This is a genomic window from Nocardia sp. NPDC004860 (assembly GCF_040609015.1).
GTDB lineage: Bacteria > Actinomycetota > Actinomycetes > Mycobacteriales > Mycobacteriaceae > Nocardia.
The window spans coordinates 47,936-71,066 of the sequence record NZ_JBEXJI010000016.1 but is presented as its reverse complement, the minus strand read 5'-3'; the positions used below and the strand labels follow the sequence as shown (position 1 = coordinate 71,066).

At 68.7% G+C, this 23,131-nt stretch carries 22 protein-coding genes and 2 pseudogenes; 10 read left to right on the top strand and 14 right to left on the bottom strand.

The window, feature by feature from the left end; genetic code table 11:
• Positions 1–41: 41 nt before the first annotated feature.
• Both ABZV44_RS26440 and ABZV44_RS26435 read right to left on the bottom strand, forming a co-directional pair.
• Positions 42–1,202, bottom strand: a complete 1,161-nt coding sequence (locus tag ABZV44_RS26440) for an acyl-CoA dehydrogenase family protein (protein WP_354841522.1) — start codon at positions 1,200–1,202, stop codon at positions 42–44.
• Between the two features lie 5 nt (positions 1,203–1,207).
• A complete protein-coding gene (locus tag ABZV44_RS26435) occupies positions 1,208–1,372 on the bottom strand; it encodes a hypothetical protein (RefSeq protein ID WP_354841519.1) in 165 nt (54 codons plus the stop codon).
• Between the two features lie 151 nt (positions 1,373–1,523).
• On the opposite strand from ABZV44_RS26435, the gene ABZV44_RS26430 reads away from it, so the two are divergent.
• Positions 1,524–2,108 carry a helix-turn-helix domain-containing protein gene (locus ABZV44_RS26430; RefSeq protein ID WP_354841517.1) on the top strand — a complete coding sequence of 195 codons (585 nt, stop codon included), beginning with the start codon at positions 1,524–1,526 and terminating at the stop codon, positions 2,106–2,108.
• Between the two features lie 21 nt (positions 2,109–2,129).
• Here ABZV44_RS26430 and ABZV44_RS26425 read toward each other — a convergent pair whose 3' ends face one another.
• Both ABZV44_RS26425 and ABZV44_RS26420 read right to left on the bottom strand, forming a co-directional pair.
• Positions 2,130–2,819 (bottom strand): dienelactone hydrolase family protein, encoded by a 690-nt coding sequence (locus ABZV44_RS26425; RefSeq protein WP_354841515.1) that lies wholly within the window; start codon positions 2,817–2,819, stop codon positions 2,130–2,132.
• Between the two features lie 118 nt (positions 2,820–2,937).
• On the bottom strand, positions 2,938–3,261 hold the full coding sequence (locus ABZV44_RS26420; protein ID WP_354841513.1) for a rhodanese-like domain-containing protein: 324 nt from the start codon (positions 3,259–3,261) through the stop codon (positions 2,938–2,940).
• 80 nt (positions 3,262–3,341) lie between these two features.
• Here ABZV44_RS26420 and ABZV44_RS26415 point away from each other — a divergent pair, with 80 nt between their 5' ends.
• Both ABZV44_RS26415 and ABZV44_RS26410 read left to right on the top strand, forming a co-directional pair.
• A complete protein-coding gene (locus ABZV44_RS26415; RefSeq protein WP_354841511.1) occupies positions 3,342–3,815 on the top strand; it encodes a MarR family transcriptional regulator in 474 nt (157 codons plus the stop codon).
• A complete protein-coding gene (locus tag ABZV44_RS26410; RefSeq protein ID WP_354841509.1) occupies positions 3,815–4,807 on the top strand; it encodes an LLM class F420-dependent oxidoreductase in 993 nt (330 codons plus the stop codon). Before ABZV44_RS26415 ends, ABZV44_RS26410 begins: the two co-directional genes overlap by 1 nt.
• Before the next feature lie 163 nt (positions 4,808–4,970).
• Here the strand turns inward: ABZV44_RS26410 and ABZV44_RS26405 are convergent.
• Positions 4,971–5,590 (bottom strand): annotated as a pseudogene (locus tag ABZV44_RS26405) (family 1 glycosylhydrolase).
• Positions 5,591–5,657: 67 nt separating this feature from the next.
• On the opposite strand from ABZV44_RS26405, the gene ABZV44_RS26400 reads away from it, so the two are divergent.
• Positions 5,658–6,239, top strand: coding sequence for a TetR/AcrR family transcriptional regulator (locus ABZV44_RS26400; protein WP_354841508.1), 582 nt, complete (start codon positions 5,658–5,660; stop codon positions 6,237–6,239).
• Between the two features lie 100 nt (positions 6,240–6,339).
• Here ABZV44_RS26400 and ABZV44_RS26395 read toward each other — a convergent pair whose 3' ends face one another.
• Together ABZV44_RS26395 and ABZV44_RS26390 are read right to left on the bottom strand one after the other, a co-directional pair.
• Positions 6,340–8,829, bottom strand: a complete 2,490-nt coding sequence (locus tag ABZV44_RS26395; RefSeq protein WP_354841506.1) for an aminotransferase class I/II-fold pyridoxal phosphate-dependent enzyme — start codon at positions 8,827–8,829, stop codon at positions 6,340–6,342.
• Positions 8,826–9,845 (bottom strand): helix-turn-helix domain-containing protein, encoded by a 1,020-nt coding sequence (locus ABZV44_RS26390; RefSeq protein WP_354841503.1) that lies wholly within the window; start codon positions 9,843–9,845, stop codon positions 8,826–8,828. The genes ABZV44_RS26395 and ABZV44_RS26390 overlap by 4 nt, the downstream gene beginning before the upstream one ends.
• A gap of 343 nt (positions 9,846–10,188) precedes the next feature.
• Between ABZV44_RS26390 and ABZV44_RS26385 the strand changes: the two genes are divergently transcribed.
• Together ABZV44_RS26385 and ABZV44_RS26380 are read left to right on the top strand one after the other, a co-directional pair.
• Entirely contained in the window at positions 10,189–10,566 is a 378-nt protein-coding gene (locus tag ABZV44_RS26385) for a hypothetical protein (protein WP_354841500.1), read from the top strand.
• Between the two features lie 54 nt (positions 10,567–10,620).
• Positions 10,621–11,262, top strand: coding sequence for a hypothetical protein (locus ABZV44_RS26380; protein ID WP_354841497.1), 642 nt, complete (start codon positions 10,621–10,623; stop codon positions 11,260–11,262).
• Here ABZV44_RS26380 and ABZV44_RS26375 read toward each other — a convergent pair whose 3' ends face one another.
• Positions 11,263–12,540 (bottom strand): ROK family transcriptional regulator, encoded by a 1,278-nt coding sequence (locus tag ABZV44_RS26375; protein ID WP_354841494.1) that lies wholly within the window; start codon positions 12,538–12,540, stop codon positions 11,263–11,265. It lies immediately after the preceding gene.
• Between the two features lie 66 nt (positions 12,541–12,606).
• Between ABZV44_RS26375 and ABZV44_RS26370 the strand changes: the two genes are divergently transcribed.
• Together ABZV44_RS26370 and ABZV44_RS26365 are read left to right on the top strand one after the other, a co-directional pair.
• A complete protein-coding gene (locus ABZV44_RS26370) occupies positions 12,607–14,166 on the top strand; it encodes a carboxylesterase family protein (RefSeq protein WP_354841491.1) in 1,560 nt (519 codons plus the stop codon).
• Positions 14,167–14,230: 64 nt separating this feature from the next.
• Positions 14,231–14,929, top strand: a complete 699-nt coding sequence (locus ABZV44_RS26365; protein WP_354841488.1) for a hypothetical protein — start codon at positions 14,231–14,233, stop codon at positions 14,927–14,929.
• Between the two features lie 8 nt (positions 14,930–14,937).
• Here the strand turns inward: ABZV44_RS26365 and ABZV44_RS26360 are convergent, their stop codons facing one another.
• The 3 genes from ABZV44_RS26360 to ABZV44_RS26350 form a co-directional block, all read right to left on the bottom strand.
• Positions 14,938–15,990: an aminotransferase class V-fold PLP-dependent enzyme gene (locus ABZV44_RS26360; protein WP_354841485.1), complete on the bottom strand. Its 1,053-nt coding sequence runs from the start codon at positions 15,988–15,990 to the stop codon at positions 14,938–14,940.
• An 89-nt stretch (positions 15,991–16,079) separates the two neighbouring features.
• Positions 16,080–17,582 (bottom strand): NAD(P)/FAD-dependent oxidoreductase, encoded by a 1,503-nt coding sequence (locus tag ABZV44_RS26355; protein WP_354841482.1) that lies wholly within the window; start codon positions 17,580–17,582, stop codon positions 16,080–16,082.
• A gap of 131 nt (positions 17,583–17,713) precedes the next feature.
• The gene (locus ABZV44_RS26350; RefSeq protein ID WP_354841479.1) at positions 17,714–18,724 is read right to left on the bottom strand and encodes a diiron oxygenase; all 1,011 of its coding nucleotides are present in this window, start codon (positions 18,722–18,724) and stop codon (positions 17,714–17,716) included.
• Between the two features lie 136 nt (positions 18,725–18,860).
• Between ABZV44_RS26350 and ABZV44_RS26345 the strand changes: the two genes are divergently transcribed.
• Positions 18,861–19,424: a PadR family transcriptional regulator gene (locus ABZV44_RS26345; RefSeq protein ID WP_354841476.1), complete on the top strand. Its 564-nt coding sequence runs from the start codon at positions 18,861–18,863 to the stop codon at positions 19,422–19,424.
• 28 nt (positions 19,425–19,452) lie between these two features.
• Here ABZV44_RS26345 and ABZV44_RS26340 read toward each other — a convergent pair whose 3' ends face one another.
• The 3 genes and pseudogenes from ABZV44_RS26340 to ABZV44_RS26330 form a co-directional block, all read right to left on the bottom strand.
• Positions 19,453–21,003 (bottom strand): hypothetical protein, encoded by a 1,551-nt coding sequence (locus tag ABZV44_RS26340; protein WP_354841473.1) that lies wholly within the window; start codon positions 21,001–21,003, stop codon positions 19,453–19,455.
• Between the two features lie 8 nt (positions 21,004–21,011).
• Positions 21,012–21,839 carry a hypothetical protein gene (locus ABZV44_RS26335; protein WP_354841470.1) on the bottom strand — a complete coding sequence of 276 codons (828 nt, stop codon included), beginning with the start codon at positions 21,837–21,839 and terminating at the stop codon, positions 21,012–21,014.
• Positions 21,840–22,037: 198 nt separating this feature from the next.
• A pseudogene (locus ABZV44_RS26330) lies at positions 22,038–22,301 on the bottom strand (ATP-binding cassette domain-containing protein); the annotation flags it as partial.
• Between the two features lie 98 nt (positions 22,302–22,399).
• Here ABZV44_RS26330 and ABZV44_RS26325 point away from each other — a divergent pair.
• Positions 22,400–23,110, top strand: a complete 711-nt coding sequence (locus tag ABZV44_RS26325) for a Mut7-C RNAse domain-containing protein (RefSeq protein WP_354841467.1) — start codon at positions 22,400–22,402, stop codon at positions 23,108–23,110.
• Positions 23,111–23,131 lie beyond the last annotated feature (21 nt).

Here is a 23,131-nt window from a genome sequence, read left to right as displayed (position 1 = left end):
GCCAGAATTCGGGCCGCCGCCACTGTCGTATCACCTCCGCGTCACAGCGAGCGGGAGATGATCTCCTTCATGATCTCGCTGGTGCCGCCATAGATGCGGTTCACCCGCGAACCCGTGTACATGTTCGCGATCGGGTACTCCATCATGTAGCCGTAGCCGCCGAACAGCTGCAGGCACTTGTCGACCACCTTGTCGGCGGTCTCGGCGGCGAACAGTTTGGCCATGGACGCGGTCGACGGATCGTTCTTGCCGTCGATGTACTGCTGAATCGCGTAGTCCACCAGCGTCTTGATGGCCAGCGCCTCGGTCTTGACCTCGGCCAGGGTGAAGGCATTGTGCTGGAACTTGCCGATCGGGCGGCCGAACGCCTCGCGCTCCTTGGAGTAGCGCAGCGCCTCCAGCACCGCCGCCTCGGCCAGGGCCGAGCACAGGCTGGCGATGATCAGGCGCTCGCGGGCCAGCTGCTCCATCAGCTGATAGAAGCCCAGACCCTCCTGCGCGCCGAGCAGATTGGCGACCGGGACGCGCATGTCGGAGAAGAACAGCTCGCGAGTGTCCTGGGCGTGCTGGCCCATCTTCTCCAGCACCCGGCCGCGCTCGAAGCCCGGCAGATCCTTGGTCTCGGCCACGATGAGCGAGACGCCGGCCGCCCCCTGGGACGGGTCGGTCTTGGCCACGATCACCAGCAGGTCGCAGTGGGTGCCATTGGAGATGAACGTCTTCGAGCCGTTGATGACGTAGTGGTCGCCCTCGCGGATGGCGGTGGTGCGCACCGACTGCAGGTCCGAACCGGTGCCCGGCTCGGTCATGGCGATGGCCAGCACCAGCTCACCGCTGATGATGCCCGGCAGCCACTTCCGGCGCTGCTCCTCGTTGCCGTAGTGATAGACGTAGTGCGACACGATCGGCGAGTGCACCGAGAAGCCGAAGCCATTGTCGTGCGCGTAGACCAGCTCCTCCTGGACCACGGCCTGCAGGCCGAAATCGCCGCCCGCGCCGCCGAATTCCTCGGGCAGGTCCAGCCCGAGCAGACCGGCGTCACCGGCCTTGTTCCAGAACTCACGATCGACCATGTGCTGCTTGGTCCAGCGCTCGCGGTTGGGCGCGGACTCCTTGCGGAAGAACTCCGCCGCGTGCTTGCGCAGCTCGCGGTGCTGGTCCGTCTCCCAGGTGGGGCGGTAGTCGGGGAACAGTACGGACATCGGTGTCACTCTCCGTTGTTGCGTCGGATGCCGTTGAGCGGCAGGTCGTCCCGAGCAGCGATGGCTTCGAGCTCGGCAATGGTCTTGTCGGCGAACGCCTTCCGGAAGGCCTCGTGGGTGCCGTCGGTCCCGAACGTCGCCAGCGCACCCGGGAAGAAGTGCGGCTCCACCCGGTCAGGGGCCGCATCGTTGGTTCCTCCATCCAGCGAACGATACGGTTGTATTGTAAGCCGGTCAATGATAACGCCAGCTCAGCGCCTGACCGGAAACCGCTACCACTCGACGTAAAATCGGCGGACGCAATCGACGAGTTGAGGGGCGATGCTGAATCCACGAGCCACCAATGACGACCTGACCGCCAAGGCCCGTATCCGCAATGCCGCCATGGACCTGTTCGCCCAGTACGGCGACTCCCGGGTCTCGCTGCGCGCGGTGGCCGCCGAGGCCGGCGTCACCCTCGGGCTCGTCCAGCACCATTTCAAGACCAAGGATGGCCTGCGCGACGCCGTCGACAAGCTGGTCGTCGACTACTTCGCCCAGACCGTCGCCTCGATTCCTCCCACCGGCACGCACGCCGAAGTCGCGTCGGCCCGCGACGAAGCGGTCCGCCGGATGCTGCACGACAACCCGGCCGTCGTGAACTACATCCGCCGCTCGCTGCTGGAACCCTCGGAAACCCGCATCCACCTCCTGGACGCCCTCGTGGACCTGACCCGCAGCGAGGTCGCCGGCCTGCGGGAGGCCGGCCTGGCCTCCACCGACAAGCCCGAATCCGCCCAGATAGTCGCCGTCCTGATCCGCCAATTCGGCGAACTCCTGCTGGCCCCCATGCTCGACGCCGTCTGGGAACGCGTCTCCCCCGACAACCCCACCCGCCCGCGCCTGTCGATCACCGTCAGGGACTGAGCAGTCGGAGCCGGACCGGGCTCAGCGCAGGTGGGTCTCGAAGAAGGCGAAGATGCGCCGCCAGGCGTCCTCGGTGGCTTCCTCGTTGTAGCCCAGGCCCGCGACCCGGATAACCGGTTCGGCGGGGGTGAGGTTGGCGAAGGCGTGGGTGACGCCGGGGTAGGTCTTCACGTCGTGGTCGATGCCGTAGTCGGTCAGGACGCGTTCGAGTTTCGGGCCGCGGCCGGGATTGGCCGGGTCGAGGGCGCCGTAGCTGGCGACGATGGGGCAGGAACCGCGCAGAATGTCCTCGTAGTTGCCGCGGCCGGAGGGATAGAAGGGGGCCGCGGCGTCGAAACCCTTGGTGGCGGCCAGGAGTGCGAACCCGCCGCCCAGGCAGAAGCCGACCACGGCCACCCGGCCGGTGCAGTTCGGATCGGCGATGAGATGAGCGCGGGCGCTGAGGATGTCGCGGACGGTGGTGCCGTTCCCATTGGACAGCAGCTCCCGGATCACGCTCGGCACGCACCGAACCCGGCCGCGCGCGAAAAGATTCGGGACGATGGCGAGATACCCGTTGTCGGCCAGGCGGCCGGCGACGGTCCGCATGTCGTCGTTGACACCCACCATGTCGTGCAGCACCACGACGCCGGGCCAGGGCCCGGGTCCGGCCGGAGTGGCGACATAGGCGTCGATGGTGCCGTCTGGTGTGGTCAGTTGGATCGTGCTCACCGGTGAGCCCCCTCCGTCGGAGATCGAACTAACCGGGGCATCGTAGCGCGTCTGGGACAATCTGCCGCTCCCCCGCCGCGCATCGCGACGGGGGGCGGCCGAGTTCCGGTGCGCGCGATCAGCTTTCGACGGGCAGGCCCGCCTCGGTCCAATCCTGAATGCCGTCGCGGTACTTGCGGACATTGGTGTAGCCCAGCCGCTCCAGCCTGGTGGCCACGTTCTGACTGTTGGGGCAGGCGGCGTTGGAGCAATAGGTGACGATGGCCGCGTCGCGGTCCGGAAGCAGGTGCGGCGCACGGCTTTCCACCTCGGCCTCGACCAGCGCGAGCGCGCCGGGCAGGTGGGCCTTGGCGTAGTACTCGCCGCCGAGGGCGTCGAGCACGATGACCGAACCGGCCTCGATCTCCTGTGCGAGTTCGTCGCGTGTGATGAGCGCGGTCATGGGAATTCCTTTCCGAAAAATATGTGCGTGTGCACGCTACTACTTACGTGCGCGTGCACGCAACTGGTTATGATGGGCCGGTGTCCGCTTCCCGATCCCATCCGGCCGTCCACGCCTGGGCCGCCCTGCTGCAGGTCCACGCGAAACTCGTGCCCGAGCTCGACGCCGCCCTGCGCCGCGCCACCGGACTGCCGCTGAGCTGGTACGACGTGCTGCTGGAACTCGATGGGCCACACCGGCTCCGAATGAGCGACCTGGGTGAGCGGGTGGTGCTGAGCCGCACCCGGGTCAGCCGCCTGGTGACCGAGATGGAGGCGCACGGTTTGGTTCGGCGTGAATCCAATCCGGACGACGGCCGCTCGGCGTTCGTGAGCATTACCGATGCGGGCCGCCGCCGCTTCCGTGAGGCCGCGCCGCACTATCTGACCGGCATCGAGCAGCGTTTCGGGGGCAGACTGGACCCGGCCGAACTCGAGACCGTCGCAACGGCATTGCGCAAGGTGCTCGGCCCGGCCGAGGTGACCACACCGGATTCGAACAGAGGAGACATCTAGTGCGTTTCGGCATCTTCATCCCGCAGGGCTGGCGGCTCGACCTGGTCGGCATCGATCCCGCCGCACAGTGGGGAGTGATGCGGGACCTGGCGCAGCGCGCGGATTCGGGGGACGTCTGGGAGTCACTGTGGGTGTACGACCATTTCCACACCGTGCCGGTCCCCACCGAGGAGGCCACCCACGAGGCGTGGTCGCTCATGTCCGCGCTGGCGGCCAGCACCACGCGTATCCGGCTGGGCCAGATGTGCACCGCCATGAGCTACCGGGACCCCGCCTACCTGGCCAAGGTCGCCGCCACCGTGGATCTCATCTCGGGCGGCCGGGTGGAAATGGGCATCGGCGGCGGCTGGTACGAGCACGAATGGCGCGCCTACGGTTACGGATTCCCCTCCGCCGGTGTGCGATTGGGCCGCCTGGACGAGGGCGTGCAGATCTTCAAGCAGGCGTGGACCACCGGCAAGGCCACTCTCGACGGCAAGCACTACCAGGTCGACGGCGCGATCGTGCGCCCGCTTCCCCTGCAGGAGGGCGGAATTCCGATCTGGATCGCGGGCGGCGGCGAGAAGGTGACGCTCCGCATCGCGGCGAAGTACGCCCAGTACACCAATTTCGCGGGCGATCCGGAGACCTTCACCCAGAAGTCGGACCTGCTGCGCGCCCACTGTGCCGCGGTCGGAACGGAATTCGACGCCATCACCCGGAGCTCCAACTTCAATACCCTGGTCGGCGCGACCGAGGCCGAGGTGCAGGACCGCCTGTCCCAGCTGGAGGCCCGCCTGACCCCCTTCGTCGGAGCCGAGGGCGCGGCCCGGCACGTGAAGGATCTGTTCCGCGACTCCCCCGCCGTCGGCACCCCCGAGCAGATCGTCGAACGGCTCTCGCACGTCAAGGATCTCGGGCTCGGCTACTCCATCCACTACTTCCCGGAGACCGCCTACGACACCTCCGGGCTGGAGCTCTTCGAGCGCGAGGTCGTGCCCGCACTGCGCTGAACCCGGAAACCGCCCGCTGACACCGATGTCCGGGGTCAGGGGGCGGCATACGGTGCATCGCCGGATCGGACCGATGGGTCGACACCCGATGCGCGGGTCGGGCCGGTCAGGGGGAAGCACCTGACACGGTGTCGCACGGCCGATCCGGCGAGCCGCCGGGTGGTCAGCGGGGCAGCGTCACCGGATCGGTGCAGCTGGCGGGGGCGTCGACCAGCGAGCAGGTCTTGGGCTCGCGGGTCGGGCGGTAGTCGGCGGGGACGCCGCCGGCACGGGTGATCTCGGTGTAGGCCGGGACCGCGTCGGTGGGGCGGCGCGTGAGGGTGGCGTCGGTCAGGACGTCCACCGTGTAGAGCCCGAATCGCGGTGTGTAGGAACCCCATTCGTAGTTGTCGGTGAGGCTCCAGTAGTGGTAGCCGATCACGTTCATGCCGTCGGCATGCCCGGCCGGGGCTGAACCCGCGCCCATTCGATGCCGATCCGGTACACCTTCACGCCCAGCTGTCTCGCCAGCTCGATATCGGACTCGTAGCGGTCGGCGAAGTCGATCGAATCCCCGTACGGGTCATCGGTTTTTCCGGAGGCGGCGTAGCGGGACCAATTGCTGTCCGGCGCATGCCCTTCGGACTGGAAGCCCGAGGCCGCCACGCCCCACAGGAAGTCCGGGCCGAGCGGCGCGATCCGCGCGGGCGGTGCCGGCCGGGCGAAGGCCGGGGCCGCACTCGCGGTGAGGGCGGCGGAGACGGCCAGGACGACCAGGGCGAGGTTGCGGCGGCGGAATCGCATGGGCAAAACCGTACAGCGCTCGGTTTTGGTGGACAAGCAACTCTCAGAGTCCGCTTAAACTCGACCGATGGCGAAACGAGGCCCCTACGGGAAAGGCATCGAACGACGGGAGCAGATCCTGGAGGCCGCGCTGCACACCATTGCCGAGCGCGGATTCCTGGCCACCTCGGTGGCCGAGCTGGCCGAGGCGGTCGGCCTGAGCCAGAGCGGGCTGCTGCACTACTTCGGCTCCAAGGAGGAGCTGTTCGTCGCGGTCCTGCGCAAACGCGACGAAATCGACGTGGCCGCCATCGGCGACCCCACGCCCGAGGCGCTCATCCGGCTCATTCGCCGTAATAGCCAGGTGCCCGGCCTCATCGAGCTGTTCACCCACATGCAGGCGGCCGCCGCCGATCCGAACCATCCCGCCCACGAGTACATGCGCCTGCACTACGAACTCGGCACCGCCGGCTTCGCCGAGCTCATCCGCGGCATCCAGCGGGCGGGCGGCATCCCGGAGTCCGTCGACGCCGAGGTGATGGCCACCGCGTTCATGGCCCTGGCCGACGGTCTGCAATCGCGCTGGCTCATCGACCCGTCCATCGACATGGAGTTCTATCTCCGGCAGTGCTGGACCCGGTTCACCGGCATGACCTTCACCGGCGACTGACCGATCCACACCGCCTCAGCGACTGCCCGCCACACCGCCTCGGCGACTGCCCGCCACAGTCAGCGCGCAGATCAATGCGCTGATCGCGACCCCGCCGTTGTCACAGTTCGCTCATCTCGATACCAGCGATTGCCGCACCCTGTTCCGCACCGCCCTCGAAAAGGCTTGGGACGACATCCCTTCCATCTGCCCTGGGGGCCGCGCTGTACCCCAGGATCGCGGTGGCCGCGGCCGCACCGTACGCACGGCTCGCGACATCCGGACGCGCGGACGGGAAGTTCGAGCGATGTATCACGGTGACGTTGTTGGCCAGCGTCACCGTGCCGTCCACGCGGGTCACCACGCAGTTGCCACCCGACTTGGCCGTCAGATCGACCACCACGGCACCGTTCGGCAAGGCCGCCAGACCCGACCGGTCCAGCAGCACCGGTGCGGCCGTCCCGCGCCGTCCGGCCGCGCACACCACCAGATTCGGACGGACGGAACGGATGTAGTCCGCGACCCGGTCCGGATCGGGATCGAGGAGAAAGCGATTCGCGCCCCGGGCCGACGCGGCGGCGCGCTGCTCGGCTCGGCGACCGATGGCGGCCGGCGACGCGTCACCACAGCGAACCGCGGCGTCGATGGCGGCGAGCCCGGCCTGTCCACATCCGATGATCAGCGCGCGCACCGCACAGTCCGGATCCTGCTCGCGTAGGCGCTCACGGCCCTCGCGGTAGGCCACCTCACCGGCGATCCGGCTCATGGCGGTCAGCGGATCGAGGTGAGCCGTCTCGAGATCCGGTGGCATGTGCTCGAAGCCCACCGACTCCACCCCGTATTGGCTCAGCCGGTGAATGGACCGGCGGCGTTTCACCGGATCCTGGAACCCGAGTAGCAGTTGCCCGGTCCGGGTCGGCATCGTATCCAGGTCGTAGGCAGGCGGTTTCACCCAGGCGACCAGGTCGGCGACGGCGAAGACACACTCGGGTCCCGGCACCACCGAGGCGCCGGCGGCCCGATAGTCGGCGTCGTCGAACCGGGCCCACCGCCCGGCATCCTGCTCCACCACCACCTTCAGCCCGCTGCGGACCAGCGCCGTCACATCGTCCGGCGTGGAGGCGACACGCAATTCGTGGGCGGCGGTTTCGCGCAGCACGCCGACGGTGGAGACGCGCGGGGAACGAGCCGGAATCCGTCGTTCCAGCAGGGCGCCGGCATACGTCATGCCGGCGTCGATCCGCTGGAGCAGCCGTTCGATGCGGTCGAACAGTTCGACGACCAGGTCCGGCCCCGCCTCACCGGTGGCGCGCCGGGGCGTTGTCACATTGAGCCGCACGCCCATTCGATGCGATCCGGTGCGGTCCAGCGCCACGCAGTCGATACCGGCCGCCATCAGCAGCAGATCCTCCAGGTCCGCGCTGGATCGCACCGCCGCCGCCGACATCACCCCGGCATCGAATTCGATCGTGAGGAACATGCCGTCGCGGCTGCCCAGCGGCCGCAGCAGTTCGGTGCCGAATCCGGCATTGATCCCGGCCACCAGCCGACGCGCGGAATCCATCCGCTCCCGCAGCAGCACGCGGTTCCGGATCAGGTAGCCGTCCGAGGTGCCCTCGATCGTGGCACGGGCCAGATGTGTGGTCTCACGCTGGAAGGCGACACGCAGTCGCTCGCGTACCCGGGCCAGCCACTGCTGGTCTCCCGAACAGGCCGCACCCAGCTTGCACGGCCCGAAGGCATTGAACGCCTTGGAATTACCGGTGATGCTGAGGACCCGGTCATACAGGCGGACCGGACCATCGGCCGTCGGGACGACGATCGACGCAATCGGGATGTGCCCCTCGACCAGCAGGTCGAACGACATATCGCAGATCACCGGCACATCGGCGGCGACGAGTACCCGGCCGATCTCGAGCAACTGCTCGACGGTGTAGTCGGCGACCACCGGGTTGCCGGGCAGGGTCAGCAGGACCCCACACAGGTTTCCCTGCGCCGCATGATGTTTCAGCGTCCGCTCGAGCGATACCGGGTCGATCCGGAAGTCGCTGCCTGCGGTCACACTGCTGGTCGCCATCCGCATGCCGAACTTGGCGATGTGCCCGGCCACGCTCTTGTAGTAGCCCTCCGGGCAGACCAGGACGCCACCGGGCCGAGCCAGCGTGGCGATCGCCTCCTCCAGCAGGACGGTGCTCGAGTAGGGGCTGACGATCACCTCGCCGGGATCGATGTCGACTCCCGGCCTTCCGTCGATCGGTTGGGATATCCGGGCGAACAGCCGCTCGGCAGCCAACCGGCGCAGGACCTCCGGCTGCTTCTTGGCGTAGGGCGACCCGTCCCGGCCATCGGTGAGATTTCCACCGCCTGCCGCGCCATGACCGGCCATCACCTCGGCCCACGCGGAATTCAGGGCCGCCGTGGCGTTCCGGTCCATGGGCAGCCCGGTTTCACCGTGATACGCGTCGATGATCCCGCGATAGATCCGGCCGTCCGTCCCGGCGAACCGGCTCTCGCTGTCGAGGTAGTTCCGCGCCAGATGCTTGCGCTGGTCGGAACGGTCCGCCACGTCGACCGGGTCCAGCGGCGGCGACACCGCGAACCCTCGGCTCATCTGGGCGCGCCTTCAGATCCGGGCTGCCCGTCGTTCCACGCCTGACGCAGGGCCGCACGGAAACGGTCGCGGCAGTCCTCCTGGTCCAGGTGCTCGAACCGAATCAGTCCCGTCCGCTCCACCAGATCGTTGACGACGAGCGCCATTCCGTCCGCCCTGAGATCACGGAGGTGCTTGAACTTGCGGTGGGCGGTCTGGACATCGTGCCAGAGTGACGAGAACCGGCTGGAGTCACGCTCGCGGCGGCGGAAATCGTAGTCGCCCGCCAGCACGTAACTGTCGTCGACGATGAGCATGCCCTGTGCGTTGGGAGCGAACTCCCGGTTCACCAGGGTGGTTTCCACGTTCGCCTTGACCTGTTGCCAGAGCTTGTCCTCATAGGGCGTCACATTCACAACGTCGTCCAGCACATAGACACGCTGCACCGACACACCGGCTCGGGCCTTGGCGAGGATCGCCCGGTGATATTCGACGCCGACATCGCCGCCGATCGCGCCCAGTTCTGCGGTGTGGATCGCACAGATCCGCTGCTGCGCGCGATCCAGCACCGTCAGCCAGTCCAGGACCGTATTCCATTCCGGCACAACGACGCTGCCCGAGGGAATCTGCACCAGCACCTCCTCGGCCCGGACCAGCTGGCGCTCGGCGATCTCCCGGAGCGGCACGAGTTGCTCACCCATGTCGTCGAGGTTGGACAGACTCTGGGCGAGCGCGAGGACGCGGGCGGCCAGGTCGGGCTTCTCGGTCGAGAGGATCTCGAAGCGGATGCGCAGGTCGCTGATGACACGCTCGGCCTCGGTCTCGTCGTCGAGGCCGGGCAGGCGTTCACCCAGGGCCGCACTCAGCTTTTCGCGCTGGGGGCGGGGTGGAACGCGTCTGCCGTTCTCGATCTGTTGAATCAGACTGCGCGAGCAGCCGACCCGATCGGCGAGCGCCTCCTGGGTGAGATTGCGTTGCCGGCGGAGTCGCTTGACTGCCGCGCCGATCTGCTCGCCGTCCGAGGCCGAGCCAGACATGCTCGTCTCCCATCATGATCCGCATTGCTCAGACGTGTCACGCGAAGCCCATCGTAAGCACGATGTGTCATCTTCGCCATCGTAGATCCAGCACGAGTCTGCCGATTCTTTTACAGGTCAGGCTGAACGGGCGAAACGACCATGGCGGATATCAGCTGGGCCGGCAAATCTGTGATTCGAATACGGCAACGCTCAGCGCGACAGCGCCCAAACCGCTTGATATCTACGATATCCAGGATACTTGTACGCCGATGCGCTTATTTCTAAGCAACAGTTGCCTTTTCAGTATCTGTCTTGAGCAGTTCTTCTGGCTATGTGCCATCGAAGCACTCCAGTATCCTTGGTGCTACAACCACTCTTCGAGGAGGTTCCCGACCTCATGGCCCTCGAATTCACCCCCTGGACGGTCCGCAGCGACAAGTCGCCCGAGATGGCCATTCGCACAACACCTTCCACCGATAGCTGGGTGCTCAGCTGGCTCCCGGATCGATTGCTCACCCAGGAAGCGGCCTGCCGCGGCCTGGTGCTCGACGAGATCCTGAGCGATCCGAGCCCGGACGATCCCGACCAGGCGCTGGCGGTGGCCGAGCTGCTGGCCGCCGAGCTGGACCTCACCCTGCGCGAAGTCGTTGTGCTGCTGTGGGTTCGGTCCGCGCAGCGAGACCTGCGCACCGAATTCACACCGGCGCCGCCGCACCCGGCGACCCCGGTCCACAGCTGATCAGCGAATCCGCTGACCGGCACCACCTTTCGAGATCCCGGGGAGGAGATCTCCATGACCACCGATTCCACCCTCCGATGTTCGCGCTGCGGCTGGACCAATGCGCACGATGCCGGCGCCTGCCGGGGCTGCAGGCGGCCGCTCGGGCAGGTCGCGGCGGTGCCGCTGCCGATGGCCGGGTATCGGAGGTCCAGTTTGATCGGCACGATCACCTCGCCGCCGCGACCGATGGAAATGCCTGCGCTGCAGCCCCTGTGGTTCGTGGGCACCGCGGTGGCGCTGGTCGGCGAGGGAATGCTCCCGCTTTCGCGGGCGGCGATGGCGGTGACGGCGGGAGGGGTGGCCGTCACCGCCCTGCTCGTTCACCTGGCGGCCCGGCCCCGGATCGGGCCCCTGGCCCGGCTGGCCGGGCGCTGCGCGCCGGTACGCCGGTACCTCGGGATGCGGGTCGGGATCACCGATGATGCAGGGGCCCACTGGGTTCTGCATTTCCTGCCGCTGTTCGGCACCGACCTGCACCTGGGGGATCCCGCGTTCGCCGACGGCCACGAGAACCGGTTCGGGGAGTTCCGGGCGCTGACCGTCACGAATATCCGTACCGGCAACCGGCATTTCAGCCGCTGGGCGACCGGCTCGATCGCCGCCGCGACCAGCGTGGTGCTGGTCGGGCTGATCCTCGGGACCGCCCCCGCCTGATCAGGCGCCCGCCCGGGCCGCCGCCGGCAGCGGCGGCACCACCGCGGGGTCGGAAAGTACTGCGCGGCGGGCGAAGCCGAGGGCGCCGGTGAGAATCCCATTCTCGCCGAGGGCCGCCGGGGTGACGCGCAGGGCCAGGGCGGGCGCGAGTGCCCGGCGACCGGCGAGGCGGGACTCGATGGCCGGGATCAGCCAGCGGAACCAGTCGCTCAGCAGGCCGCCCAGGACCACTTCGTCGGCGTCGAGGAGTGCCGTGATGGACAGGATCGCGGTACCGAGGGCCCGGGCGGCGGTGTCGAGCGCGGCCACCGCGCGCGTGTCGGCCCGGCTCAGCAGGCCCAGCAGTTCAGCCTGAGCGGGCGGCGAACCCTTGCGACGCAACAGTTCCCCGAGTCCGGCGGCCTCGAACACCGCCTCCGGGCCCGCGAAGCAGACCAGGCAGCCGCGAGCGCCGCAGACGCAGGCGGGGCCGTCCATGGCGACCGGGATGTGTCCGGGTTCGCCGGCGATGCCGTGGCTGCCGGTGTGGATGCGGCCGTCGAGGACGACGCCGCCGCCGATCCCGGTGCCGGCCTCGATCAGGACCAGACCGCGCGAATCATGCTGCAGGGCATGGAATTCGGCCAGGGCGGCCGCGTTCGCGTCATTGACCACGTCGATAGTGACGGCAGGCGCGGGCAGCCGGGCGGCCACCAGAGCACGCAGGCGCACGGGTTCCATCCAACCGAAATCCGGTGCTACCACGACGGTTTGCGCCGCGTCGTCGCGCACGGGTCCGGCCATGGCGATCACGACCCGGGCGAGCACCGGCGCGGGGTACGGGTCCGAATCCGTTTCGGCGGCGGCGAATCCGGGTAAGGACGTCCCGATGCGGGCGATGACGGCTGCGACGGCGTCTGCCATGGCCTCGGGCGTTCCGGGGGCCAGATCGTGCGGCACGACCTCGCGGTGCACGACGCCGCCCGCGAGATCGGAGACGGCGACACGGAGATGTTCGGAGGTGATCTGGATCGCGGACACCGCGGCGCGGCGCGGTTCGAGGCGGAGCGGCCGGCCCGGGCGGCCGCGGGTGCCGGAGCGGAGCACGTCGTCCTCGCGGAGCAGGCCGCGGTCGGTGAGATCGGCGACGAGGGCGGTGACGGAACCGTGGGCGAGTCCGGTGGCGGCGGCCACCTCGGTGCGGGGGCAGGGACCGTGGTCGGCGAGGTGACGCAGGACCAGGCCCAGATTGCGGCGGCGGATGGCGGCGGCATCGGTGGGCGGGGGTGCGGGATCCACGCGGTTGAGACTAGGGTGTCGGTTAATTATTTCAAGTGTTGACGTAAATGTGGATCAGAGGTTGGCATGGCCACGGAACAGATCGGACGACGGACCCTCCTGCTCGGGGCGGGGGCACTGGCCCTGACCGCGGCCTGCTCGAGCGGGAACTCCGGATCGGACCGGACACACGTGGCCGACACCGTCACCACCACCTCCGGGCCCGTCCGCGGCGAGCGCCGCGACACCGGCGTCGCCTTCCTCGGCATCCCCTTCGCCCAGCCGCCGATCGGCGATCTGCGCTTCGCCGCGCCCAAGACCCCGGTCCCCTGGGTGGAGACCCGCGACTGCACGAAGTACGGCCCCACCGCGCAGATCAAGCAGCTGTCGGAGGTGACCGCCATCCCGGAGCCCTCCATCCCCGGCGACGGCATCCTCACCGTGAACGTCTTCACCCCGAACCCGGACCGGACCGCGAAACTGCCGGTGCTGGTGTGGATTCACGGCGGCGGCTTCGTGGCGGGCAGCCCCGCCAGCCCGTGGTACGACGGCGCGGCCTTCAATCGCGACGGCGTGGTGCTGGTGTCGGCCGGCTATCGGCTCGGCATCGAGGGCTTCCTGCATCTGGACGACGCCCCCGACAACCGCGGGGTTCTGGACTGGATCGCGGCGCTCACCTGGGTCCGCGACAATATCGGCGCGTTCGGCGGCGACCCGGCCCGGGTGACCATCGCGGGCCAGTCGGCCGGCGGCGGCGCGGTGTGGGCGCTGATGAACACCCCGTCCGCGAAAGGCCTTTTCCGCGCGGGCATTTCGGAGTCCGGTGCGGTAACGCAGCCCAATGATCACGCCACCGCGCTGGCCATGTCCGAGCTGTTCACCAAGCGCACCGGCATGCCCGCCACCGCCGCCGCGCTGCGCGACGTCAGCAAGGTGCGGTTGCAGGACATGGAGGACATGCTGCGCGCACCCGGTCCGGACAGCACCGCCGCCACCCTGCTCGGCCTGGCCCCCTGGGCGGACGGCACCCTGATCCCCGCGACCAGCGCCGAGATCCTGAAATCCGGTGCGGACCAGGATATTCCGCTCATGATCGGCTTCACCGCGCAGGAGTTCAACGGCGCCTCGCTCAGCGGCGAACAGCCGCCGGTCACCGACGCCACGCTGCCGTCGGCGCTGGGCGCGCTCGGTTTCGGCGCCGCCACCACCGCCGCGTTCGGCCTCGCCTACCCGGGGATGAACGCGAATCAGCTTGCGGGACAGGCGCAGAGCGACGCCGTCATTCGCATGCCGTCCTACCGGCTGGCCGAGATGCGGGCCGGGCGCAACCAGCCGACCTGGCTCTACGAGTTCACGTGGGCCTCGAATGCGCCCAAGTACCAAGGCATGTCGTTCCATTGCCTCGACGTGCCGTTCGCCTTCGACCTGCTGGGGGCGCCGGGCGTGACCGCGGTGGCGGGCGACAATCCGCCGCAATCGCTGGCCGATGCCGTGCACCGGGCGTGGGTGTCGTTCGTCAGCAACGCGGACCCGGGTGGCGGCTGGCCCCGCTACACTCTCGACCGGCGCGAGACCATGATCTGGTCCGATGCTCCGCACGTCCAGTCCGATCCATTCGCCGCACAGCGTCCGATCTGGCTGCGCTGACCCCGGAGGCTACCGTGTAGCGAAAGCCGGAAGTCGTACGCGTCGAGTCGGATAGGTGGTAGGCATGCAGGTGAACCGCTGGCTCGCACCGGTCGCGGTGGGCGTGACGCTGGGGCTGTCCGCCGCACCCGCCGCCCACGCCGATCCCGGTGACACGCAAGCCGCGCTCGGCGGCGGGTCCGGTCTGGTCCTGGGCCGCGCCACCAAATGCAGCCTGACCACCATCGGCTACGACGCGGCCGGGCGACTGGTCGGCTTCACCGCCGGCCACTGCGCCGAGGAGGGGACCCCGGTGCGCGGTGAGCAGTTCCCCGATGCCGGAGTGGTCGGCGTGGTCCGGGACGCCGACGAGCAACTCGACTATGCCGTCATCGAATTCGATCCGTCCGTGGTCACTCCGCTGCGCGCCGTCAACGGCAGCACCATCACCACCCTCGCCCCCGCACCACCGGCGCTGAGCATCGTCTGCCAGAACGGCCGCACCAGTGGCCACGCCTGCGGCGTCGTCTTGGCCTCCAGCCCCGTCGGCTTCCTCGAACAGGCCTGCTCCAGCTACGGCGACTCCGGCGGCCCCGTCACCAGCGGCGACCAACTCGTCGGCATGGTCTCCGCCCCCTTGATCAGCGACACCCGCGTCATCCACTTCAGCTGCACCAACGCCGACAACCCGGTCCACACACCGGTCATCGCCGTAGCCTTCGACACCGTCCGTGCCGCCGTCGACGCCGGCAAGGGCGTCGGCAGCGGCTTCCAGCCGATCTGACCTCCGGCCTACCCGGCCAGCACCTCGAGCGCCCGGTCGATGTCCGCCTCGGTGTTGTAGAAGTGGCAGGCCAGCCGCAGTCGCCCGGCCCGCAGGGCGCCGACGATACGCGCCTCGCGCACCCGCTCCAGGGTCTGCTCCGGCACCTCGATCGATACGATCGCCGAATTGCCCTCGGGCAGGCCGAGTCCCTTGCGCAGCCGGTCCGCCAGCGCCACATCGTGCCGGTGAATGGCGTCGATACCAACCCCTTCGATCAACTCCAGGCTCCGCCGCTGCCCGATCCACGCGGGCCACACCGGCCCGACATCGAACCGGCGCGCGTCCTCCGCCAGCCGCAACGGGCCGTCGTAGACGGTCTCCCAGGGGTTGTACCCCGCGTACCAGCCGGCGGCGAGCGGGCTCAGATCATCCAGTGCCGCAGGCGTTCCCGCGAGGAACGCGGTGCCCTTCGGGCCGAGCAGCCACTTGTAGCCGACACTCACGATCCAATCGGCCCCGGTGTCGCGCACCGGCAGCCAGCCGGCGGCCTGGCTCACGTCGAAGAGCACCCGCGTGCCGTGGGCACGGGCGGCGGCCACGGTCGCCGCCACATCCAGCACCGCACCGTCGGCGGACTGCACCAGGGCGGCGGCCACCACATCGTCGCCGGGCCGGATCGCGTCCGGCAGGTCCGCCAGCGGCACGACCCGCACGTTCACGTCGGTTCGGACCAGGAAAGGCCAGAGCACCGAATTGAATTCGTGCTCGGGCACCAGCACGTTCGCGCCCGGCCGGAGGCTCTGCGCCACCAGCCCGACCAGTTGCGAGACCTGCGCGCCGGCCGCCACCTGGGCCGCCTCGAACCCGGTGAGCCGTCCGAACGCGGCCCGGCACGCGTCGACATGCGCGTCCACGCCGGGGATGTCGAACTCGCCGCGCATGCGCTGTTCCTCGGCCGCGATCACCTCCGCCACAACCGATTTCGGCAGCAGGCCGTAACTGGCCGCATTCAGGTAGGTCGTCGTGGGCGCGAACTCCTCGCGCACCATGGCCGGGAACGAAGGCGGAGTGGTGATCATGCCACCATCCTGCGATCCCGTCGGCGGTGCCGAAAGGGCCAGCGGCCGGATCACTGGCTTGATCGTGAATCCGGCGGCGCGGGAAAGGGTCAGGCGGAACGGGATTCGGCGGGGTTCGGGGTGGACTGCCGGGTGCTGCGGCGGAAGCGCAGGACGCCGTCCTCCAGCGGGGCCTTGCGGAGCATGGCGCGGTCGCGGAAGTAGTTGTTGATGACCTGCCAGGGGCCGCGGGTGCCCTGGCGGGGCATGACGCCGTCGCCGCGCTGGATGTAGCCGGAGGTCAGGGCGCCGCCCATGAGGGACGCCTCGGAACGGTCGCCCTCCTCGGGGATGGCGACGGCCTCGGTGAATCCATTGTCGCGCATGTGGTTCAGCAGGCGGCAGAAGTATTCGGCGGCCAGATCGGCCTTGAGGGTCCAGGAGGCGTTGGTGTAGCCGAGGATCACCATCATGTTCGGGACGGTGCCGAGCAGTGCGCCCTTGTAGGCCACCAGATCCCGGGTGGCGAGCGCCTCGCCGTCCACCTCCAGCTCCGCGCCGCCGAGCATCTGCACGGTGAGACCCGTTGCACTGATGATGATGTCGGCCTCGAGCTCCTCACCCGAGGACAAGCGGATGCCCTTCTCGGTGAAGGTCTCGATGGTGTCGGTGACGATGGACGCCTCGCCCTTGCGCAGCACCCGGAACAGATCGCCGTTGGGCACCACGCACAGGCGCTGGTCCCACGGGTTGTAGCTGGGGGTGAAGTGCTTCATGTCGATGTCGGGCCCGACCTGCGCGCGCACCGCGGCCAGCATGAGCTTGGCCGACAGCTTGGGGTTGGTGCGCGAGAGCTGGTAGCTGGCCCGCTGCAGCGCGATATTGCGCGCCCGGCCGGCCCGGTAGGCAATGGCGGCAGGCACTCTCGCGAACTTGAAGCCGACCGCGACCGGGTCGTCGGCGGGCAGCGCGGCGATGTAGGTGGGCGAGCGCTGCAGCATGGTGACGTGCGCGGCGTCAGTGCTCATGGCCGGGATGAGCGTGATGGCGGTCGCGCCGCTGCCGATCACGATCACGCGCTTACCGCGGTAGTCGAGGTCCTCGGGCCAGTGCTGCGGGTGCACGATCTGCCCGCCGAAGTTCTGCTCGCCGGGGAACTGCGGCCGGTAGCCCCTGTCGTAGTCGTAGTAGCCGGTGCAGCCGACCAGGAAGTTGCTGGTGTAGGTCTCGGTCTTGCCGGTGCGCTCGTCGAGCACCTCGACGGTCCAGCGGCCCTCGTCGCTGGACCAGGCGGTCTTGGTGACCTTGCGACCGAAGCGAATGTGGTCGGTGACGCCGTATTCGGCGGCGGTGTCCTCGATGTACTGGCGGATGTGCGGTCCGTCGGCGAGCACCTTGGTGCCGTGCCAGGGCCGGAAGCCGTAGCCGAAGGTGTACATGTCCGAGTCGGAGCGGATGCCGGGGTACTTGAACAGGTCCCAGGTCCCGCCGATGGCGGTCCGGCGCTCCAGGATCAGGTAGCTGCGCCCGGTCTGCTCGCGGGTCAGATGGCAGGCCATGCCGATTCCGGACAGACCCGCCCCGATGATCAGTACGTCGACATGCCGCGTCATTGAGGTTCTCGCTTCTCGTCGCGCCCGGACACCGGCGTCCGGACGCACCGAGTATTACATGTTATTTACGGTAACGTCTACTGTCGCGGGCGGGTGGGGACCAAAGTCCCCGGTCACGCCCGTCACCCCGGTCAGGCCGCGCGGACCTGGCCCGGGCGATCCGGTTCCGATCGGTAGCGAGTGGTCGCGCCGTCGATGCCCAGCGCCTTCCACACCTGCTTGGCGACCGGATTCATCAGCCCGATCTTCTTGGCCAGCGACCGCACGTCACCGAAGAAGCCCGCGAAGGCCTCCTTGGAGTCGGGCAGCCCGAAGAAGACGTCCTTGCGGACCGAGCGCGGAATCCCGAATTCCCGGAAGAACGCGCGCGGCGGAACGAGGATGGCCCGGCCGCCGATCCACAGGACGATCGGGAAGGCCAGCGACAGCACGAACCTGTCGATCGGGTTCGTCTGCGGCACATGATGTTCCAGGAACTCGTGGGCGAAGGAGATGTGCCGGGCCTCCTCGGCGATGTGGATCGCCATGACACCGCGCATGATCGGATGAATGTCCTCGCCCGCGCGCAGAATCGCCTTCTGGATGTGGTCGATCGGCTCCTCACCGGAGAGCACCGCCATGAAGAACAGGTTCGGGAAGACCGAGGCGAGCGGCGGCACCAGATGGGTGAGCTGCTTGAGGATCGGACTCATGCCCGGCACGTCGATCCCGATGCGATTCACCATCTCCTGGAACATCAGGGTGTGGTTGCACTCCTCGATGACCTCGTGGGTGCAGTACCGGAACTCCGGTGAGCCATTGGGCAGTTTGAAGGTGTGCTGCACCATGCCGCCGATGAGCAGCGTCTCGAACTGCAGCCCCACCTTGGCGATATTGGCCTGGCGCCACAGCCCGATGGCGATCTTGCGCGCCTCGGACTGCGCCTGATACCACGGATGCCGGGCGAACATGTCGCCCGAAACCGGCAGGATCCACCGCTTGTCGTCGGTCGTCACCACGAAATCGGGGTGATCCCAGTCGATATCGGTGAACGGATCGAAATTCTTGTCGACCGAGCCCTGCGAGAGCAGCATGAGCTTCTCGGCGTACTGCCGGGCGAATGCGACCGCAGGGTCGTCGGCCGTCACGGATGCTGACGACATTGTCAGAGCCTCTCGGGAAGTGACCTATGTATCTGTTTCCCATAGTTACGCCTATGTTGGCCGCTCGTCAACAGAAATCCGCCCGCGCCGCCCGCCGCCTCGAGGCCCTAGGTGCGCGAGCACATAGGGTGGGTTCATGCTCGACACCCTGATCCTCGGCCTGCTGGCACTGCGCCCGCTGTCGGGCTACGACCTCGGCAAATGGATGGATGGGCCCGGCCGGTTCGTCGGCTACCGGGTGACCCTGCCGCAGGTGTACCGCACACTGGGCAAGCTGGTCGAGCGCGGGTTGGTCGAGTTCGAGGTCGAGGCCCGAGAGGGCAAGCCGGATGCCAAGGTCTACCGGCTCACCGGCGGCGGCCGGCAGACCCTGCTGGACTGGGCCCACTCCCCCTACCAGCCCGCGCCCCGGCCCATGGATCCCGACTTCATGATGCGATTCCTGCTGGCCGGAGCCCTCGGCCGCGAGCTCGCCATCGAGGTCCTGCGCACCGAACTGGACTACCGCCGCGAGCAGGTGCGCACGCCCACCCGCATCGATGAGCTGACCGGTGCGCTCGCACCCATCGACGCCATCGATCCCGGCTGGGCCGGGCAGGTCATGCGAGCCGCCCACGACCAGGGCCGCGCCTCGACCGCCGCCTATATCGGCTGGCTCGAAGTCACCCTCGCCGACTTCGAAAATCGCCCCGTCGAGTAGCCGCGGCCGGCAACCTCACCTCGGGGGCTCACCCGCGGTGGAGCACTGCCTCCGAGTACGCGGGCAGGTCGATGGTGCCGGAAACCGTTGCGCGGGTTTCGGAGACGGTGTCGCCGCGGACGAAGGCCGGGGCAGCGGTCGGGGTTGCCGTATAGACGGTCACGTCCTGCGCACCGGTCACGCTGGGCGGCAGCGTGATTCGCAGGGGCCGGTCGGAAGTGTTGATCAGGATCGCGGCGACTCGGCCACCGGTCACCAACTCCGCGCCCGTGAATGCCTCGGCGGCACCGGCGTAGGGCGGGGAGATGAGCGCCGCGGGAGTCCGTACGGCCTGGTCGAGGTGGAGGGCACGGACCGTGGTGACGTCCGCCATCGAACGGTAGATCGGAGTGAGCGCCCAGTTCAGCGCGGTGCGGCCGTACAGCTGCGAGCCGCCGGAACCGTCCGAGATGAGAGCGTGCACAGCCTGATTGGTGGTGCCGCCGCCTCCGGTCGTGGTGGTCGGGGCGCCGTTCAATGCGCAGTGCACGACCGCCAGCTCCATGCGCGGGTCGAGCAGGGCCCGCAGCGTGAAGGAGGCGACGCCGAGGCCGACGGCCCAGGTCTGCTGGACGGCGGGCAGGCGGTCCAGCGGCGGAGTCGCCTCCTTGCCCATCTGGTTGTATTCGGTGACCCAGGCGCGCATGCCCGCCGGCAGGTCGCGCAGCACCTGCTCGGCGAGCGCGTTCCAGGTCACCGCGCCGCCACCGGCCGTGGAGGCGATGTCGGCCGCGACCGGATCGACGATCCAGTACGGATGGAAGACCGCGGCGTCGGCGTCGCGAATCGTGTCGTACAGCCCGCGATTCCAGGTGGCCAGCCGCGGCAGGGCGCTGAGAAGGGGCGAGGAATCGTCGACGGCGGAGACGCCGATACGAACGTCCGGGAACTCACGCCGGAGGGCGGTGATCCAGACGTTCATGGCTCGCCCGTAGTCCGCGCCGGTGGGATAGGCCGCGGTGTACGCCGCCATCGGCGCCCAGAGCTCATTGCCGAGCTCGACATACCGAACGGGCAGGCCCAGCCGACGCGCCTCGCGCAGCATGTCGAGTTGATCGTCCAGGGTCGAGGTGACCACATTCAGGTCGAAAACCGGTGTCGCGCCGGTACGCCGGAGAATTCCGGCCCAGTCCGACAGCGTCAGCGGCGGCCTGTCGTCATTGCGCCCGGCGAAGCCGCCGCTCTCCCGTTCGTCGAAAAGCCCGGTGCGCCAATCGATCCACTGCGAGGTGGTGCCGCCCTGCACCCGGATCAGGCCGGGCCCGACCGCCGCGAGGGCATCGTGGAAGGCGGGATCATGCCACTGCCGGGCATTCTCGGCGGAGATGATGCGAGCGCCGTTGACGCCGAAGAACTCCTGGTCCGCGGTGCGGAATGCCTGGTCGGCGGTGAGACGATACGTACCGGCGGCCGGATCGGCCAGCGCCGTGGGAGTCACGGCCGACACCGCCGCCAAGGCCGCGCCACCCAGCAGGCCGAGGCCGAAGGCGCGCCGGCTCACGGATCCGCCGACATCGCGGTACACGTTCGAATGCGGCATCGGTACGGCTACTTTCGGTTGTCGTTCGTCACGCAGCGGACGGTCGGATGGCGGTCGGGGTCGAGCGCGTGCAGCACCAGGTCGACCGTGCGGGGATCGGTGGAGCCGGCCAGATGGCCGGTGTGGTCCTCGGAGCAACCGTCCTGGACCAGGATGTTGGTGACGCCGGGTGCGTCGATGAACGCCGTGGCGTACGGGGTGACGATCTCGTCGTACGCGGTCGCGGTCATGACATAGCGGACGCCGGGTGCGACCGGCGGACCGCTGTTCAGCCCGGCCAAGTACGGCGAACCGGCCAGCATGTCGAACATCGCCGGTGACAGGAACGGAAGCCCCTGCGGCACAGTGGAACCGCTGGAAAGAGCCGGCAGCCGGATGCCCGCGATGCTCGTGCCGTGCTGGGGTCCGCTCACCGCGACGACGGTCCGGACCGGATTCACGGCGCGGCCGACGAACTGCAGACTGACGGCTCTGGCGATCAACGCGCCCTGTGACTTGCCGACCAGATCAAGGGAATTCGCCTGATTCACCGCGATAATCCGGTCCACGGCGGCGGTGAAGTAGTCCACCGACGTCGGCAGCGACTCGTCGGAGTCGTAGTCGAGGCCGTACACGCAGCGGCCGTCGTCGAGCAGCGCCTGCCGCACCGGTCCGAGGCTGGTGTCCACGTCGGCATGCGTGCCGTGGATCAACAGCACCGGCGGGTCGGCGCGAGAGGCTGCGGGACACGCCTCGAGGGTGTCGAGCGGCGTGCTGCCCGCTGGTTCAGCGGTGGCCGCGCCCACGCTGGAACCCATGATCGCGAGCGTGCCGAGGATGCCGGCGAGAGTGCGCACAAAGCCCTCCTGGATAGAGTTGCACGCATATATCTATCAGCAGGCAACCCGGACTGTCATCCAGAAGGTCGATTTCTTAATATGTGCACAGACACTTATTCCCAAAACTTCGGCGTGAGTCCCCAGGCTGCGAATTCGTCGATGACCCGATCCCGCAGCGCGGCGCGGGTCGGGAAGCGGTCCGGGTCAGCGCCGGTCGAACTCCGCCAGCAGTTCCGCCGCCCGATCCTGTGCCGCCCGCTGGCTCAGCCCGGGCAGCCGCGCGAACAGTCGCAGGTTCTCCCCGGCGGTGCGGTTCTCGTCCACGGCCGCGTACCGCCCGGTGAGCCCGATCATCGACCGCACCGCCGTCGCCTGCCCGGCCACGTCGCGGCCGAAAACCGTTGCCGTGCCGCGGGTCGGCCGCAGCAGTGCGGCCAGCATGCGCACGGTGGTCGTCTTCCCCGCCCCATTGGGCCCGAGCAGCGCGGTCTCCACTTCACTTTCCACGCCGCCCGGCCGGCCGGGCGGGATCGAAATGGAGTTGCTCGCCGGTGCCCGGTTTCTGGGATCCTGGGCTGGTGAACGCAGGGGAAATCACCGTCGAGTTCGCGCCCGAGCTGCGCGTGTTCGTCGGTCAGCGCGACGGCTCGCCGGTCCGGGTGGACGGCACCTCGACGCTGGGGCATGTGGTGGAGTCATCGGGTGTGCCGCTCACCGAGGTGGGCGCCCTGCTGGTGAACGGGGAACCGGTTGCGGCCGGTCACATTCCACGCGGCGGCGAGAGCGTCACGGTGGCGGCGGTGGCCCGTCCGCAGATCAGCCCCGAACCGCTGCGCTTCCTGCTCGACATCCACCTGGGCACCCTGGCCCGGCGGCTGCGCCTGCTGGGAATCGATGCGGCATACGAGAATCCGGATATCGGCGACGCCGCGCTGGCAGCGCGCTCCGCGGCCGAGCACCGGGTGTTGCTCTCCCGCGATCGCGGCCTGCTGCGCCGCCGCGAAATCTATTCCGGCGCTTACGTTTACAGTCATCAACCGGCGGAGCAGCTGGACGACGTGCTGTCCCGCTTCGCCCCGCGCCTGGCCCCGTGGACCCGCTGCACCTCCTGCAACGGCACGCTGCGGCCCGCCGACCGCGAGACCGTCCGCGACCACCTGCCCGACAACACGGGCCAGACCTACGACTCCTTCGCCCAGTGCGTCGACTGCGGCCAGACCTACTGGAAGGGCGCGCACCACGCCCGGCTGGACGCCATCGTGGCGGACGCACTGGCCAAATTCGCGTGACCGGAAACACTGCCCGGGTAC

Bases quoted from the DNA above. Each gene is read 5' to 3' on its own strand.
- ABZV44_RS26440 (WP_354841522.1), bottom strand. From the start codon at position 1,202: ATGTCCGTACTGTTCCCCGACTACCGCCCCACCTGGGAGACGGACCAG.
- ABZV44_RS26430 (WP_354841517.1), top strand. From the start codon at position 1,524: ATGCTGAATCCACGAGCCACCAATGACGACCTGACCGCCAAGGCCCGT.
- ABZV44_RS26420 (WP_354841513.1), bottom strand. From the start codon at position 3,261: ATGACCGCGCTCATCACACGCGACGAACTCGCACAGGAGATCGAGGCC.
- ABZV44_RS26400 (WP_354841508.1), top strand. From the start codon at position 5,658: ATGGCGAAACGAGGCCCCTACGGGAAAGGCATCGAACGACGGGAGCAG.
- ABZV44_RS26395 (WP_354841506.1), bottom strand. From the start codon at position 8,829: ATGAGCCGAGGGTTCGCGGTGTCGCCGCCGCTGGACCCGGTCGACGTG.
- ABZV44_RS26390 (WP_354841503.1), bottom strand. From the start codon at position 9,845: ATGTCTGGCTCGGCCTCGGACGGCGAGCAGATCGGCGCGGCAGTCAAG.
- ABZV44_RS26380 (WP_354841497.1), top strand. From the start codon at position 10,621: ATGACCACCGATTCCACCCTCCGATGTTCGCGCTGCGGCTGGACCAAT.
- ABZV44_RS26370 (WP_354841491.1), top strand. From the start codon at position 12,607: ATGGCCACGGAACAGATCGGACGACGGACCCTCCTGCTCGGGGCGGGG.
- ABZV44_RS26365 (WP_354841488.1), top strand. From the start codon at position 14,231: ATGCAGGTGAACCGCTGGCTCGCACCGGTCGCGGTGGGCGTGACGCTG.
- ABZV44_RS26360 (WP_354841485.1), bottom strand. From the start codon at position 15,990: ATGATCACCACTCCGCCTTCGTTCCCGGCCATGGTGCGCGAGGAGTTC.
- ABZV44_RS26355 (WP_354841482.1), bottom strand. From the start codon at position 17,582: ATGACGCGGCATGTCGACGTACTGATCATCGGGGCGGGTCTGTCCGGA.
- ABZV44_RS26350 (WP_354841479.1), bottom strand. From the start codon at position 18,724: ATGTCGTCAGCATCCGTGACGGCCGACGACCCTGCGGTCGCATTCGCC.
- ABZV44_RS26345 (WP_354841476.1), top strand. From the start codon at position 18,861: ATGCTCGACACCCTGATCCTCGGCCTGCTGGCACTGCGCCCGCTGTCG.
- ABZV44_RS26340 (WP_354841473.1), bottom strand. From the start codon at position 21,003: ATGCCGCATTCGAACGTGTACCGCGATGTCGGCGGATCCGTGAGCCGG.